The sequence below is a fragment of the Mammaliicoccus sp. Q-M61 genome (genome assembly GCF_022386055.1).
Classification (GTDB): Bacteria; Bacillota; Bacilli; order Staphylococcales; family Staphylococcaceae; genus Mammaliicoccus; species Mammaliicoccus sciuri_A.
Map to the genome: position 1 here is coordinate 85188 of NZ_JAJNJL010000009.1, position 16265 is coordinate 101452.

The 16265-nt window shown below is 34.6% G+C and carries 14 protein-coding genes and 1 other annotated feature; of the genes, 13 read left to right on the forward strand and 1 reads right to left on the reverse strand.

The features are described from left to right. Positions 1–19 precede the first annotated feature (19 nt). The 9 genes from LQ677_RS11450 to gyrA all read left to right on the forward strand — a co-directional run bounded on the left by LQ677_RS11450 (position 20) and on the right by gyrA (position 9879). Entirely contained in the window at positions 20–259 is a 240-nt protein-coding gene (locus LQ677_RS11450) for a helix-turn-helix transcriptional regulator (RefSeq protein WP_025906228.1), read from the forward strand. Positions 260–264: 5 nt separating this feature from the next. Next, positions 265–1164, forward strand: a complete 900-nt coding sequence (locus tag LQ677_RS11455; protein WP_126476371.1) for an ABC transporter ATP-binding protein — start codon at positions 265–267, stop codon at positions 1162–1164. After that, entirely contained in the window at positions 1157–2401 is a 1245-nt protein-coding gene (locus LQ677_RS11460; protein ID WP_239748863.1) for an ABC transporter permease, read from the forward strand. The genes LQ677_RS11455 and LQ677_RS11460 overlap by 8 nt, the downstream gene beginning before the upstream one ends. Positions 2402–2527: 126 nt before the next feature. Further along, complete coding sequence (locus LQ677_RS11465) at positions 2528–3259, forward strand: DsbA family protein (protein WP_037589479.1); 732 nt, start codon at positions 2528–2530, stop codon at positions 3257–3259. Between the two features lie 15 nt (positions 3260–3274). Further along, positions 3275–3688: a disulfide oxidoreductase gene (locus LQ677_RS11470; protein WP_025906234.1), complete on the forward strand. Its 414-nt coding sequence runs from the start codon at positions 3275–3277 to the stop codon at positions 3686–3688. Positions 3689–3950: 262 nt separating this feature from the next. Continuing rightward, positions 3951–4181 (forward strand): S4 domain-containing protein YaaA, encoded by a 231-nt coding sequence (yaaA, locus tag LQ677_RS11475; RefSeq protein ID WP_269750679.1) that lies wholly within the window; start codon positions 3951–3953, stop codon positions 4179–4181. Between the two features lie 3 nt (positions 4182–4184). Continuing rightward, entirely contained in the window at positions 4185–5300 is a 1116-nt protein-coding gene (gene recF, locus LQ677_RS11480) for a DNA replication/repair protein RecF (RefSeq protein ID WP_037589481.1), read from the forward strand. 22 nt (positions 5301–5322) lie between these two features. Next, positions 5323–7245, forward strand: a complete 1923-nt coding sequence (gyrB, locus tag LQ677_RS11485) for a DNA topoisomerase (ATP-hydrolyzing) subunit B (protein ID WP_037589482.1) — start codon at positions 5323–5325, stop codon at positions 7243–7245. Between the two features lie 33 nt (positions 7246–7278). Next, on the forward strand, positions 7279–9879 hold the full coding sequence (gyrA, locus tag LQ677_RS11490; protein WP_239748864.1) for a DNA gyrase subunit A: 2601 nt from the start codon (positions 7279–7281) through the stop codon (positions 9877–9879). Positions 9880–9952: 73 nt separating this feature from the next. Here gyrA and LQ677_RS11495 read toward each other — a convergent pair whose 3' ends face one another. Next, positions 9953–10762, reverse strand: a complete 810-nt coding sequence (locus LQ677_RS11495; RefSeq protein ID WP_025906240.1) for an NAD(P)H-hydrate dehydratase — start codon at positions 10760–10762, stop codon at positions 9953–9955. Between the two features lie 222 nt (positions 10763–10984). On the opposite strand from LQ677_RS11495, the gene hutP reads away from it, so the two are divergent. From hutP to hutI, 4 genes are all read left to right on the forward strand, one after another. Further along, on the forward strand, positions 10985–11422 hold the full coding sequence (hutP, locus tag LQ677_RS11500) for a histidine utilization transcription antiterminator HutP (protein ID WP_037589484.1): 438 nt from the start codon (positions 10985–10987) through the stop codon (positions 11420–11422). Positions 11423–11516: 94 nt separating this feature from the next. Continuing rightward, positions 11517–13001, forward strand: a complete 1485-nt coding sequence (hutH, locus tag LQ677_RS11505) for a histidine ammonia-lyase (RefSeq protein ID WP_037589485.1) — start codon at positions 11517–11519, stop codon at positions 12999–13001. A 68-nt stretch (positions 13002–13069) separates the two neighbouring features. Next, positions 13070–14737 (forward strand): urocanate hydratase, encoded by a 1668-nt coding sequence (hutU, locus tag LQ677_RS11510; protein ID WP_239748865.1) that lies wholly within the window; start codon positions 13070–13072, stop codon positions 14735–14737. Continuing rightward, positions 14730–15971, forward strand: a complete 1242-nt coding sequence (gene hutI / locus LQ677_RS11515) for an imidazolonepropionase (RefSeq protein ID WP_239748866.1) — start codon at positions 14730–14732, stop codon at positions 15969–15971. Before hutU ends, hutI begins: the two co-directional genes overlap by 8 nt. A 48-nt stretch (positions 15972–16019) precedes the next feature. Beyond that, positions 16020–16215 (forward strand) — a binding site (T-box leader). The last annotated feature ends 50 nt before the right edge of the window (positions 16216–16265 follow it).

Here is a 16265-nt window from a genome sequence, read left to right on the forward strand (position 1 = left end):
CTTGACAGGAAGTGATGAATTGAAAAACAAAGTTTATGAATATCGTACACAGAAAAACATGACGCAAAGTGAACTCTCTCGATTGGTTAAAGTGTCTAGACAAACCATCAATTCTATTGAGCGTTACAAATTCAATCCCACGTTAGTATTAGCACATAAGCTTTCTCAAGTGTTCGAAGTATCTATTGATGAATTATTTATTTTTGAAGAAGACGAGAATATAGATATTTCAGAATTAGAATCCAAAGAAAAGGAGTAAACATTATGACATTACTAATTAAAGATGTTTCCAAGAAATTCAATGACTTTACGGCAGTACATGATGTTAATTTGGAAGTTCCTAAAGGTACGATGTATGGATTTTTAGGTGGAAATGGTGCAGGTAAAACAACAACATTTCGTATGATTTTAGGTTTATTACCAAAGACAACAGGTGTTGTGACGTTTAACGATAAGCCAATTGACTATAATATGACGAATACGATTGGTTATTTACCTGAAGAAAGAGGATTGCATCCAAAATTAAAAGTTTGGGAGCAAGTGCAATATTTAGCTGAGCTAAAAGGCATGAAAAGAAAAGATATTTCAGAAGCATTAGATTATTGGTTAAAACGATTTGATGCATTTGAAAATAAAGAAAAAAAGATCGAAGCATTATCGAAAGGTAATCAACAAAAAGTACAACTGATTGCAGCAATCATTCATAAACCCGAATTATTAATTCTTGATGAACCATTCAGTGGACTTGATCCAGTCAATGTTGAATTGCTTAAAGCCGCTGTTAAAGATTTAAAAGAACAAGGCACAACGATTATATTCAGCTCGCATAGAATGGAACATGTAGAAGAACTTTGTGACTATATTTGCATTATGAATAAAGGTAAAGCAGTCGTTGCTGGTTCTCTTGATCAAGTTAAAGACGACTTTGGTAAGAAGGATGTATTTATCGAAGGCGACTATGATTTAGGATTCTTAAAAGACTTTGAAGGTGTAGAAGCATTTAAAACGACTAAAAAAGGCGTTAAAATCACAATTTCTGATGAAAAATATGCAGAAAATATTTATCAAAATGTGACGAAGTTAGGTTACCTCAAACGATTCCAAGTTGCTGAACCATCTCTAAACGATATCTTTATAGCTAAGGTAGGTGATAAGCATGAATAAATTCTGGCCGACATTTAATTTAACGTATATGCAAAAAGTGAAAAGTAAATCATTTATCATCATGACTGCAATTTTTATGATTTTAATCTTTGCATTAAGTAACATCGACAAAATTATTGATTTCTTTGATAACGATAGTAAAGTTGTCGCGATACAAACAGATAACGACATGATTTATAAAGTATTAGAAAAGCAATATAAACAAAACGACGATATTGAAAAAGTAGAAAAAGTTTCACTAGAAAAAGGTAAAAAAGGTGTTAAAGACGAAAAGTATAAACGTTTAATTCAAGTAAACGTGAACGGTGAAAAAGTAAATGGCACAATTTATGAAAAAGGCAATGTCAGTGAAAGTGAGAAAATGACCTTACAATCAACGCTTAGCCAAATGCAATCATCATTAACAGCTCAAAAATTAAATCTATCAGAAAAAGATTTAAAAACTTTAAATACACCAAGTGATGTGAAGACAGAAGAAATTAAATCGAATGATGAAAAACAATCTAGTGATGTTGATCCGAAAGTTCAAGCATTAAACTCAGCTGTTGTTTACATCATCATTTTCTTATCGTTCTTTATCACAATCAATTACGCTAACCAAATTGGTTCAGAAATTGCGACTGAAAAAACAACACGTGTGATTGAAATGATTGTTACAAGTGTGAAACCGTCGATTCATGTGTCCGCGAAAATTCTCGCAATCATCGCAGTTGCATTTACACAAATATTCTTTATCATACTTGCAATTGTAATTAGTATATTCGCATTTGATTTGAAAGGGTTATTTGAATCAGCTGGAGTAGAATATGGCCCTGAGACGACGAGAATCATTATTTATGGCGCAGTTTACTTAATTTTGGGTGTTGTATCCTATATTTCATTAGCGGCTATTCTAGGGGCATTAACGAGCCGTATAGAAGATCTTGCACAATCTATGATGCCAGTTACATTTATTTCATTAGCAGCATTCTATATTGCGATATTTAGTATTTCAAACCCAGATACGATGCTTGTAAAAGTGACAAGCTTCATTCCGATGTTATCGCCAATGGTCATGTTATTAAGAACTACATCAGAATCAACACCTGAATGGCATTTACTTTTAGGAATTGTCATTTCAGTCGTTACATGTATCATTCTAATGGTGTTTGCAGCGAAAACGTATCGTGGTAGCGTGCTCACTTATGAAAAAGGCGTTATCAAAAATTTAAAAAATGCATTAAATATTACTAAATAAGTTTTACGAAAATATTAATCACCATTTTGTCACAAAACCTTAATGAATTTTTAGTGAATGATATAGAATTTCTTTAAGTGATAGTATAAAATTTATATTATCAACAAAAGAGATTGAGGGATTAATATGGCGAATAAAAATAGTAACAGTAATATTATGTTTTTAATGATAGCAATACTTGTTGTTGTCGTAGGTATCGTATTGCTTGTTGTGTTTGGTGGAAGCGGAAGTGACAACAAAGAAGATAGTCTATTTGATAGAACTGTTAAAGCCACAGACTTATCAAAAGATACAAAAGATAATCCAACACATAAAAAAGACAAAGCTAAAGTTCAAATAGTTGAATTTGGGGATTTTAAATGTCCAGCATGTAAAGCATTTGAAACGAATTACATGGATCAAATTGAAAAAGATTATATCGATAAAGACAAAGTGGAATATAGATTTGTGAACGCACCATTCCACGGTGAAGGATCTGAAATTGGTGGTGCATCAGCACATGCTGTTTATAAAATCGCACCTGATGCATATTGGGATTTCCACAGAGCATTATTTGAAGCTCAACCAGATGACCATAATGCAGAAACAGACGATGAATGGTTAGATCTTAAAGTAGTCCAAAAAGCAGTAGACGGATTAGATATTGATAAATCTAAAAAAGATCAAATCATGAAATTAGTGAAAGATAGAAATTCAGAGTCTTATAAACAAATGAAAAATGATTCAGATTTAACAAATAAATACGATGTAGACGTTACACCTACAATTGTGGTAGATGGTAAAGTATTATCAGATCCAATGGATTACGACAAAGTTTCTAAAGCAATCGATCAAGCGATAGAAAAGAAAAATAAATAAAAATAGGTGATATATTTGAAGCAACAATATGCACTATTTATTTCCTGGGTAATAGCTTTAGTAGCTATGTTAGGTAGTTTATACTTTAGTGAGATACGACAATTTGTTCCTTGTACAATGTGCTGGTATCAAAGAATCTGTATGTATCCACTCGTGTTAATACTCGGAATAGGCTCATTCCAAAATGATTTTAACGTTAAAAAAATAGCACTACCGTTATCAATCATCGGACTATTGATATCGACATGGCATTACTTAGAGCAAAAAGTACCAGGATTTGCTGAAATCAAACCATGTACACAAGGTGTTCCATGTTCATCAGAATATATCAATGTATTTGGATTCATCACAATTCCATTTTTAGCAGGAACAGCATTCCTGTTAATCAGTTTGATTTTAATTTTTACAAAGAAAGATAAAGCAATATAATATTCGAAAAGCTGAGACAAAGATCATTGTCTCAGCTTTTTTGTGTGAAAGTGTAAGGATAGGGCGCCATAGTATCTCACTATGTTCGTTAGCTATACTTTTTTAATTTTATTATGAAAATAATGTTTAAGTTCCGGACTTAATTTTTCACTTAGAATATAAATATTTTGAAGATTAATTTATCTTAAAATGAATTGTGCGTAAAAGCATGATTTTTTGGTAAAAAAAAGGTATAATATAGAGATGACTAATTAAGATTGGAGTGAAGATAGTGGTACAAGATATCTCAGTAAAAGACGATATTACTTTAGGTCAATTCCTAAAAAATGAAGGCGTCATTGGAACGGGTGGTCAGGCTAAATGGTTCCTCCAAGATGAAGAAGTATTAATAAATGGTGAACGTGAAACTCGTCGTGGCAAAAAATTACATGATGGTGATTTAGTCGAAATTCCTTCTGAAGGTCAATTTCGTATTAACCATCTCAGTGAATAGATTATGATATTACAGAAACTTACTTTAACTCATTATAGAAATTATGATAAATGTACACTTGATTTTAATTCCAATGTTAATATATTAATTGGTGAGAACGCGCAAGGTAAGACGAATTTATTAGAATCTATCTATACTTTAGCACTGGCTAAAAGTCATAGGACTTCGAATGATAAAGAACTCATACAGTTTGGTGAAGAGTATGGTAAAATAGAAGGTGAACTAAGTTATCGCCATGGCTCAATGCCTATTTCTTTAATCATTACGAAAAAAGGCAAAAAGGCGAGAGTTAATCATCTAGAACAGAGCCGATTAACACAGTATATTGGTCACTTAAATGTGGTGTTGTTCGCACCAGAAGATTTAAATATTGTAAAAGGTAGCCCGCAAATCAGACGACGTTTTATTGATATGGAACTCGGTCAGATGTCTGCGGTCTATTTAAATCATTTATCTAATTATCAAAGATTACTTAAACAAAAAAATCATTACCTCAAACAATTACAAATTGGGAAAATGAAAGATCGAACGATGTTAGAAGTATTCAATGAGCAATTTTCAGAAGCGGCAGCCAATGTGACTTTGAAACGTGCGCACTTTATTCGTGAATTAGAAAAGATTGCCGAAGTGATCCATCAAGGCATTACAAGCGAAAAAGAAAGTTTAAAGGTTCAATACGAACCGAATATTAAACTGTCAGAAACATATCAAGATGTAACTGAATTGAAAGAGGCTTTTTGTTCGTTGCTTAATGATTCAATGGATAAAGAGATTGAACGTGGAAGTGCACGCTTTGGACCGCATAGAGACGACATTAGTTTTCATGTTAATGATATGAATGTACAAACTTATGGTTCTCAAGGACAGCAACGTACGACAGCATTATCCATAAAGCTTGCTGAGATTGAGTTGATTAATCAAGTTGTAGGTGAATATCCAATTCTACTGTTAGACGATGTGCTAAGTGAACTTGATGATAATCGACAAACCCATTTATTAAGTACAATTCAAGAGAAGGTACAAACGTTTGTAACAACAACATCTGTTGATGGAATAGAGCATGAGATTATGAAAGATGCCAAGGTATTTAACGTATCTAAAGGCAATATTATTGAGTAGATGAAAGTGAAGGTGGAAATACGTGTCAGAACAAAATAACGCTTCAAGTTATGGTGCAGATCAGATACAAGTATTAGAAGGTTTAGAGGCAGTCCGTAAACGCCCTGGTATGTATATAGGTTCTACATCTGTAAGAGGATTACATCATCTCGTTTGGGAAATTGTAGATAACAGTATCGATGAAGCATTAGCTGGATATGCAGATCATGTTGAACTTGTAATAGAAAAGGACAATTGGATTAAAGTAACAGATAACGGTAGAGGTATACCTGTTGATATTCAAGAGAAAATGGGACGTCCTGCTGTAGAAGTTATCTTAACAGTACTTCATGCCGGTGGTAAATTTGGCGGTGGCGGATACAAAGTATCTGGTGGTTTACATGGTGTAGGTTCATCTGTCGTAAATGCGTTATCTTCTAATTTAGAAGTTTACGTTCACCTTAACAATAAAATTTATCACCAAGCGTATGAAAGAGGTGTACCAGCATTTGATTTGAAAGTCATTGGTGACACAGATCATACAGGTACAACAATACGCTTTAAAGCTGACGGTGAAATCTTTACTGAAACAACTGAATATGACTATGAAACATTACAAAAACGTATTCGTGAATTAGCATTCTTAAATAAAGGTATCCAAATTTCATTGAGAGATGAAAGAGATGACGAAAACATTCAAGAAGATTCATACCACTATGAAGGCGGTATTAAATCTTATGTTGAAATGTTAAATAAATCTAAAGAAGTACTATATGATGAGCCAATTTATATTCACGATACTAAAGATGACGTAGAAGTTGAGATTGCCATTCAATATAACAATGGTTTTGCGACGAATTTATTAACTTATGCGAACAACATTCATACTTATGAAGGTGGTACGCATGAGGATGGATTTAAACGTGCATTAACGCGTGTTATTAACAGCTATGGTATTAAGAACAAGCTTCTTAAAGAAGGCGAAGAAAAGCTATCTGGTGAAGACGTACGTGAAGGTATGACAGCTGTTGTATCTGTTAAACACGGTGATCCTCAATTCGAAGGTCAAACAAAGACTAAATTAGGTAACTCAGAAGTACGTCAAATCGTTGATAAATTATTCTCTGAACTCTTTGAACGTTTCTTATTAGAGAATCCAAACGTTGCAAGAATTATTGTAGATAAAGGTGTGATGGCTTCTAGAGCACGTCTTGCCGCTAAAAAAGCGAGAGAAGTTACAAGACGTAAATCAGCATTAGAAGTATCAAGCTTACCTGGTAAACTTGCAGACTGTTCAAGTAAGAAACCTGAAGAATGTGAATTATACATCGTTGAGGGTGACTCTGCCGGGGGGTCTGCTAAATTAGGTCGTGACTCTAAGACACAAGCGATTCTACCGTTACGTGGTAAGATTTTAAACGTTGAAAAAGCACGTTTAGATAGAATTTTAGGTAATAACGAAATTCGTGCCATGATTACAGGTCTAGGAACAGGTATTGGTGGAGAGTTTGATATTAGTAAAGCGAGATATCATAAATTAGTGATCATGACAGATGCCGATGTCGATGGTGCACATATTAGAACGTTATTATTAACATTCTTCTATAGATTCATGAGACCACTTATTGAAGCGGGTTATGTATACATTGCACAACCACCTTTATACAAAGTAGAACAAGGTAAGAAAAAATATTATGTATTTAACGATAGAGAATTAGATAAATTAAAAGAAGAACTTAGCTCAACACCGAAATTGTCTATAGCACGTTATAAAGGTCTTGGAGAGATGAATGCTGATCAATTGTGGGAAACAACAATGAATCCTGAACATCGTTCAATGCTTCAAGTAACACTAACAGATGCGATAGAAGCTGACGAAACTTTTGAAATGCTTATGGGAGATGTTGTTGAGTTTCGTCGTCAATTTATTGAAGAAAATGCCGAATACGCAACGTTAGATATATAAAGCATCATTTACGATTTAAGGAGGATATGATTAATGGCTGAAATACCACAATCAAGAGTTAGTGAACGTAACATCAGTAAAGAAATGAAAGAATCATTCTTAGACTATGCAATGAGTGTAATTGTATCTCGTGCATTACCCGATGTTAGAGACGGTTTAAAACCAGTTCATAGACGTATTTTATATGGTATGAATGATCAAGGTATGACTTCAGACAAACCTTACAAGAAGTCTGCACGTATTGTTGGTGACGTAATGGGTAAATATCACCCACACGGTGACTCATCTATTTATGAAGCAATGGTACGTATGGCACAAGACTTTAGTTATAGATATCCATTAGTAGATGGCCAAGGGAACTTTGGTTCTATGGATGGTGATGGTGCTGCTGCAATGCGTTATACAGAAGCACGTATGGCTAAAATTACAAGTGAATTATTAAGAGATATCAATAAAGATACGATTGATTTCCAAGACAACTACGATGGTAACGAAAGAGAGCCGGTAGTCTTACCTGCAAGATTCCCTAATTTATTAGTGAATGGTACATCAGGTATCGCAGTTGGTATGGCAACAAATATTCCACCTCATAACTTAAATGAAGTTATAGACGGCGTATTAGCGCTTAGTCATAACCCAGAAATTACGACAAATGAGTTAATGGATATCGTTCATGGTCCTGACTTCCCAACAGCTGGTTTAATTATGGGTAGAAGTGGCATTAGACGTGCATACGAAACTGGTCGAGGATCAATCTTAATGAGAGCACGTTCTGAAATCGAAGTTATGAAAAATGGTAAAGAACGTATCGTCATTTCTGAAATACCTTACCAAGTTAATAAAGCAAGATTAATCGAGAAAATTGCTGAATTAGCACGCGATAAGAAAATTGAAGGTATTACAGACTTAAGAGATGAAACAAGCTTAAAAGTCGGTGTACGTATTGTTATAGAAGTTAGAAAAGATGCGAATGCTAACGTTATTCTTAACAACCTATACAAACAAACACCATTACAAACATCATTTGGTGTGAATATGATTGCATTAGTTGATGGTAAACCTAAATTATTAGGCTTACGTGCAGTTCTATATCATTATTTAGAACACCAAAAAGATGTCGTAACAAGACGTACGAAATATAACTTGAAAAAAGCTCAAGATAGAGCGCATATTCTAGAAGGTTTAAGAATCGCATTAGATCATATCGATGAAATCATTACATTAATTCGTGAATCACAAAGTGACTCAGAAGCGATGGAAGGTTTACAAAATCGTTTCAACCTATCTGAAAGACAAGCGCAAGCGATTTTAGATATGCGTTTACGTCGTTTAACTGGTTTAGAACGCGACAAAATTGAAAAAGAATATCAAGATTTACTTAAACTTATTGAAGAATTAAAAGAGATTTTACGTGATGAAGAAAAATTACTAGAAATCATTCGAGAAGAAATTACTGAAATAAGAGATAAATATGGTGATGAGCGTTGTACAGAAATTACGGCAGCAGGTCTTGATCAAATTGAAGATGAAGACTTAATCCCAGAAGAACAAATCGTTATTTCATTAAGTCATAACAACTATATTAAACGATTACCAGTATCTACATATCGTTCACAAAATAGAGGTGGACGTGGTGTACAAGGTATGAATACGATAGAAGATGACTTTGTTAGCCAACTCGTAACATTAAGTACACATGATAACGTCTTATTCTTTACGAATAAAGGTCGTGTCTACAAACTTAAAGGTTACGAAATTCCTGAAATGTCTAGACAATCTAAAGGCTTACCAATCGTTAATGCTTTAGAAATCGAAAAAGATGAAATGATTAGTACGATGATAGCTGTTAAAGACTTATCAAGTGAAGAAGATTACTTAGTCTTTGCTACTAAACATGGTACAGTTAAACGTTCTAAATTATCTAATTTCTCACGTATTAACAAAAATGGTAAAATCGCAATCAACTTTAAAGAAGGCGACGAGCTTATTGCGGTTAGACTGACGGATGGTACGAAAGAAATCATTATTGGTACGAAACATGCATCATTAATTCGCTTTGATGAATCTAAATTACGCCCATTAGGAAGAACAGCAGCGGGTGTGAAAGGTATTACATTAAGAGAAGATGATGAAGTTATCGGATTAGATGTTACAGATGAAGATCAACAAGATGAAATACTTATCGTAACTGAAAAAGGTTATGGTAAACGTACGTCAGCTGATCAATATCGTATCTCTAATAGAGGTGGTAAAGGTATTAAGACTGCCACTCTAACTGAGAAGAATGGTAACCTTGTTTGTATCACAACGGTCAACGGTGACGAAGACTTAATGATTGTTACAAATTCAGGTGTCATCATTAGATTACACGTAGCAGATATCTCTCAAAATGGTAGAAGTGCTCAAGGTGTAAGATTAATCCGTTTAGGTGAAAATCAACATGTTGCAACAGTAGCTAAAGTTGAGCCAGACGAAGATGAAATTGCAGAATCACCTGTTGAAGGTGTGTTAGAAGAAACAACAGAAACTGATCCTGTTGAGACTGACGCTCAAGAAGGTAAAGAAGATTTAAGAGAAGACTTCATGGAACGTGTGAATGAAGATATCGAAGAACAAGATAATAACGAAGAATAATATATAAAAAGAAGCATATCACGAACTCACTGATCAACATCAGTAGCGTGATATGCTTTTTTATTTTGAATATTTAAGCTTCGAATGATTTCATAGCATATGGAATTTCATCTATAAGTTTGGATGGTGGTACGATATACATATCTTTAGAAAGCTTTTCACCAATATAACTGTGAATATACGTTGCGTTAATAACCGCTTCTTCTAAATCAAATTGTCCAACGAAACTTGTGATCATGCCTGCTAACGTATCTCCCATTCCACCTGTTGCCATAGCAGGTGTACCGATAGATAATTTATATTCATGATCTTTAAAGAATAATTCAGTACCATGTTTTTTCAATACGACTGTTGCATTTAACGCATCAACCGCTTCTTTATTGTTTTCATAAGTTTGTTCTTCAATCGGGATATTACTCAGTCTTTCCCATTCTTTTTGGTGAGGTGTAAAGATAATCTCACATTCAGGTAAAGTATGCTTTAACTTACTTAAAATCGTAATAGCATCTCCATCAATAATTAATGTTTGGTGTGGCTGAATATTTTGGAATAGAAATGTTAATGTATTATTCCCTTTAAAATCTAAACCGAGACCTGGACCTATTAAAATACAATCCGATTGCTCAATTAATTTAGAAAGCTTTTTTAAATCCGTGATATCTGAAACCATTGCTTCAGGACATCTTGAATGCAATGCAGCAAAATTGGATGAATGTGTAGAAACAGTTATAAGTCCACTACCACTAAATACACATGCCCTTGCTGCTAAAATAATTGCGCCACCTAAATTAGCGTTACCTCCGATTAATAATATCCTACCATAATCCCCTTTATGAGATTCTTGTTCTCTTTTTGGAATTGTGACAGATGAAATAGTCTTCATATTAACCCACCTTCAAATAATTGTACGATTTATTATGCCACTTAAAGTTGAAATTGAACAGAGAATTTTCCAAAACGTAACAAATAAATTACTTTAACAGGCTAATATATTAATCAATCACTGAGTTATGGATGTGCTAAAAAGTATTGTCAGAAAATTTTTGAAAGCGTATACTTAATATAAATATAGACATTAGTTATTAGATGAGATAGGAGCTTTCACATGACTGAACAAATATCAATTGGGAAGTACGCTACGTTATTAACGATCACAGATGAGCAAACGGCAAAGCAATTAATGCCTCAATGTCATGATATGCAATTTATTGTAGGCAAAATTGGCACAATGTCATTAAATAAAATCATTGCATCTGTTGAAACAGCGGCTAGAAGACAAGGGATTATTTCGGAAAGTCAGTATAGAGAAACACACGCGTTATACCATGCGATTTTAGAAGCGGTGAATGGTATTACAAGGGGTGAATTATCTATTGGTGAAATTATGCGAACGGTTGGCTTAAAGTTTTCAATAGTTAGGGGTTATCCTTACCAAGATAAAGCAGAAGGTGAATGGATAGCTGTGAGTTTGTACGGTACAATCGGAGCGCCTATAAAAGGTAAAGAACATGAAACAATTGGGTTAGGTATCAATCATATATAAGACATAGAAACACCTACTAGATATTAGATATAAGAAAGGTGCAACAAATTTTGATTTGTTGTATTTTTTTGTGTCCTAAAAAGGAGTGTTTTCAGTGAACTTAGTATTGAATGGTAAAGATTTAACAATTCAAGACATTAAACAATTCTTGAAAGAAGATGGTCAAATATCTATTTCGGAAGAAGCGTTAGTTAATGTCAGAAAAAGTCGAGAAACAGTAGAAAAAATCATTAAAAATAAAGAAACGATTTATGGTATTACGACAGGTTTCGGATTATTTAGTGATGTATTAATAGAAAAAGAAAAATATAACGATTTACAAGTCAATTTAATCCGTTCTCATTCATGTGGTACGGGTAAACCTTTTCCAGATAATGTGTCATTAATCATGATGGTCTTAAGGTTAAATACGATGTTAAAAGGCCATTCAGGTGTAACAGAAAAACTTGTTTCGTTATTAGTAGAATTTATTAATAGAAGAATCATTCCTGTCATACCTGAGCAAGGATCGTTAGGTGCTTCAGGAGATTTAGCACCATTATCTCACTTAGCTTTAGCGTTAATTGGTGAAGGAGATGTCCATTATAAAGGTGAAACAAGAAATGCGAAAGAAGTCTTACACGAAGTAGGATTGGAACCACATTCGTTACAAGCGAAAGAAGGATTAGCCCTTATAAACGGTACACAAGCGATGACATCTCAAGGTGTAATTGCATATATTGAAGCTGAAAATATTGCATATCATGCAGAGTGGATTGCTGCATTAACACATCAAGCACTGAACGGTATCGTAGACGCATATGATGAGCACGTGCATATCGTTAGAAACTTTAATGAGCAAGTTGAAGTTGCAGAGCGTATGAGAAATTGGTTAGAAGGTTCTAAATTAACAACTAGACAAGGTGAAGTACGCGTACAAGATGCATATACATTGAGATGTATACCGCAAATACACGGCGCAAGCTTCCAAGTATTAAATTATGTAAAAGAAAAATTAGAATTAGAAATGAACGCAGCAAATGATAATCCATTAATATTTGATAACGATGACGAAACACTCGTAATCTCAGGTGGTAACTTCCACGGACAACCAATAGCATTTGCCGTAGATTTCTTGAAGATTGGTGTTGCTGAGTTAGCGAATGTATCAGAAAGAAGACTTGAAAGATTAGTTAATCCACAACTCAATGGCGGATTACCAGCATTCTTAAGTCCAGAACCAGGCTTACAAAGTGGTGCAATGATCATGCAATATGCAGCAGCATCACTCGTATCAGAGAATAAGACATTAGCACATCCAGCAAGCGTGGATTCAATACCATCTTCTGCAAACCAAGAAGACCATGTATCAATGGGAACAATTGGCGCAAGACACGCATATCAAATCATACAGAACGTACGAAGAGTCATTTCTATAGAATGTATTATCGCGTTGCAAGCAGTAGAAATAAAAGGTGTAGACAAACTATCACCGAAGACAAAAGCAAAATACGAAGAACTAAGATCAATCGTACCTTCAATCACACAAGATAGAGTATTCCATCATGATATAGAGAAAGTTTGTGAATATTTGAGATAGTTAACTAAATACGTATAAAGTTCAATTCTATTTAAGCATTTAATTTTTTAGTAAAGGGGAAATGAAATATGTCTAGAGCGATTAAAGCGAAAAAAGGTTTGGAAATTGAGTGTAAAGGTTGGGAGCAAGAAGCGGTTCTAAGAATGCTATACAACAACTTGGATCCTGAGGTTGCGGAACATCCTGAGAAGTTAGTTGTATATGGTGGTATTGGTAAAGCAGCGCGTAACTGGGAAAGTTTCGACGCGATTGTTGATACGTTAAGAAGATTAGAAAATGATGAAACGATGCTTGTTCAATCTGGTAAGCCTGTTGCTGTTTTCAAAACGCATGAAGAAGCACCTCGTGTATTATTATCAAACTCTGTATTAGTACCTAAATGGGCTAACTGGGAACATTTCCATGAATTAGATAAAAAAGGGCTTATGATGTACGGTCAAATGACTGCTGGTAGCTGGATCTATATTGGTTCTCAAGGTATTGTTCAAGGTACTTACGAAACATTTGCTGAATGTGCGAACCAGCATTTTGGAGGATCATTAGAAGGAACGATTACGTTAACAGCTGGATTAGGCGGTATGGGTGGAGCTCAACCATTAGCAGTAACGATGAATGGTGGGGTTGCTATCTGTGTAGACGTCGATCCGTCTAGAATTGAAAAGCGTATCGAAACAAGATATTGTGATGTTATGACAGATTCATTAGATGAAGCTTTAGAAAAAGCAGAAGAAGCTAAAAAAGCGGGTAAACCTTTATCAATAGGTTTAGTAGGAAATGCTGCTGAAATTCATCATGAAATCTTAAATAGAGAATTTAAAATTGATATCGTGACTGACCAAACTTCTGCACATGATCCATTGAATGGTTATGTACCTGAAGGATATTCACTTGAAGAAGCGGATAAACTTCGTGAAAGTGACCCTAAAAAATATGTAGAATTATCTTCAGCATCTATGAAAAAACATGTAGAAGCAATGTTATTATTCCAAAAAAATGGTGCTGTTGCATTTGACTATGGTAATAATATTAGACAAGTAGCATTCGATGAAGGTTTAGAAAATGCATTTGATTTCCCAGGATTCGTACCTGCATATATCCGTCCATTATTCTGTGAAGGTAAAGGACCATTTAGATTTGCTGCTTTAAGTGGTGACCCTAAAGATATTGAAAGAGCAGACGAATTAATGCGTGAACTCTTCCCTGAAGATGAAAAATTAATGCGTTGGTTAGATATGGCAAGTGAAAAAATTGCTTTCCAAGGTTTACCTTCAAGAATTGCATGGCTTGGATATGGCGAACGTGCAAAAATGGGATTAGCATTAAATGAACTTGTTAGAAAAGGTGAAATATCAGCACCAATCGTTATTGGACGTGACCACTTAGATTCAGGTTCAGTAGCATCACCAAACAGAGAAACAGAATCTATGAAAGACGGATCAGATGCTGTAGGTGACTGGGCAATCTTAAATGCACTTGTAAATACAGCTGCAGGTGGTTCTTGGATTTCAGTTCACCATGGTGGCGGTGTAGGTATGGGTTACTCGTTACACGCTGGTATGGTAGTAGTAGCAGACGGTAGTGAACGTGCAGATAGAAGACTAGGCAGAGTATTAACAACTGACCCAGGTATGGGTGTAGCAAGACATGCTGATGCAGGGTATGACATTGCAATTGATACTGCAAAAGAAAGAAACGTAGATATTCCAATGTTAAAGGAGAAAGATAACCATGAATGATATCATCATCCAACATATAGGCGAATTAATTTTGCCAAAGAAGACTGACGGACCTCTTAAAGGGAAAGCTTTAAATGAATTAAATATTGTCAAGAATGGCACAGTTGTTATAAATGAAGGTAAAGTCGTTTATGCAGGTGAACATACTGAAGAATTTGAAGCTAAAGAAGTCATTGATGCCACTCATAAAGTTGTATCACCAGGTTTAGTAGACGCACATACACACTTAGTGTTTGGCGGGTCTAGAGAACATGAAATGGCACTTAAACAACAAGGGGTAAGTTATCTTGATATCTTAAAACAAGGTGGCGGAATTTTAAGTACGGTTGAAGCGACTCGTGAATCAAGTGAAGAAACACTATACGAAAAATCTAAAAAAGAAATTATTAGAATGATTCAATTCGGTACAACAACTGTAGAAGCTAAAAGTGGTTATGGGTTAGATAAAGCAACTGAATTAAAACAATTAAATGTGGCACATCAATTAGCGCAAGACTTACCGATTCGAATGAAACATACATTTTTAGGACCACACGCAGTGCCTAAAGATGCGAAAGACAATGCAACATTCTTACAAGAAATGATTGATTTATTAGATGATGTGAAAGATAAAGCTGACTTCGCGGATATCTTCTGTGAAACAGGTGTATTCACAATTGAAGAATCAAGACGTTATATGCAAGCAGCAAAAGATAAAGGTTTAAAAGTTAAAATTCATGCTGATGAAATCGATCCACTTGGTGGACTAGGGTTAGCGATAGATGAAGGTGCAATATCTGCAGACCATCTCGTAGCTTCTAGTGAGGAAGATAAGAAAGCGTTAAAAGACAGCGACACTGTAGCCGTATTATTGCCAGGCACAACGTTCTATTTAGGTAAAGATCAATATGCAGATGCAAGAGGTATGATTGATAACAACGGTGCAGTAGCAATTGCGACTGACTTCAATCCAGGTAGCTGTGTGACAGACAACCTTCAACTTGTAATGAGCATTGCGGCATTAAAGCTTAAACTGACGCCTAATGAAATTTGGAATGCTGTTACAGTTAATGCAGCTAAAGCAATTGATGCAGAAGCAGGTACACTTGAAGTTGGCGATCAAGCTGATGTAGTTGTATGGGATATTCCGAACCATGAATATTTACCATATCATTACGGTGTAAACCATGCCGAAACAGTGATTATTAACGGTAAAAAAGTTTATGAAAATACAGGTCTCTTGACTGAATCATAAGTATAGCTTGAAAATATGATATCAATTTGATATATTTATGTTAATTTAATAACTATATTGTTTAGGAATAAGTAATTTAAGCGTACATGTATAGAGAGCTTGTGGTTGGTGTAAACAAGTCATGAAACTTAAACGAATCTATCCTTTTAAGAAGAACAATCGGTAGAAACCGTTATATGACTTAGAGTGCAGTTTTTAATAACTGTTAAATAGGGTGGCAACGCGTAAGCACCACGTCCCTTGTGTAACAACGAGGAACGTGGTGCTTTTTTCTTAAACAATTATAGTATAAGA

Bases quoted from the DNA above. Each gene is read 5' to 3' on its own strand.
- LQ677_RS11455 (WP_126476371.1), top strand. From the start codon at position 265: ATGACATTACTAATTAAAGATGTTTCCAAGAAATTCAATGACTTTACG.
- LQ677_RS11460 (WP_239748863.1), top strand. From the start codon at position 1,157: ATGAATAAATTCTGGCCGACATTTAATTTAACGTATATGCAAAAAGTG.
- LQ677_RS11465 (WP_037589479.1), top strand. From the start codon at position 2,528: ATGGCGAATAAAAATAGTAACAGTAATATTATGTTTTTAATGATAGCA.
- recF (WP_037589481.1), top strand. From the start codon at position 4,185: ATGATATTACAGAAACTTACTTTAACTCATTATAGAAATTATGATAAA.
- gyrA (WP_239748864.1), top strand. From the start codon at position 7,279: ATGGCTGAAATACCACAATCAAGAGTTAGTGAACGTAACATCAGTAAA.
- LQ677_RS11495 (WP_025906240.1), bottom strand. From the start codon at position 10,762: ATGAAGACTATTTCATCTGTCACAATTCCAAAAAGAGAACAAGAATCT.
- hutP (WP_037589484.1), top strand. From the start codon at position 10,985: ATGACTGAACAAATATCAATTGGGAAGTACGCTACGTTATTAACGATC.
- hutU (WP_239748865.1), top strand. From the start codon at position 13,070: ATGTCTAGAGCGATTAAAGCGAAAAAAGGTTTGGAAATTGAGTGTAAA.
- hutI (WP_239748866.1), top strand. From the start codon at position 14,730: ATGAATGATATCATCATCCAACATATAGGCGAATTAATTTTGCCAAAG.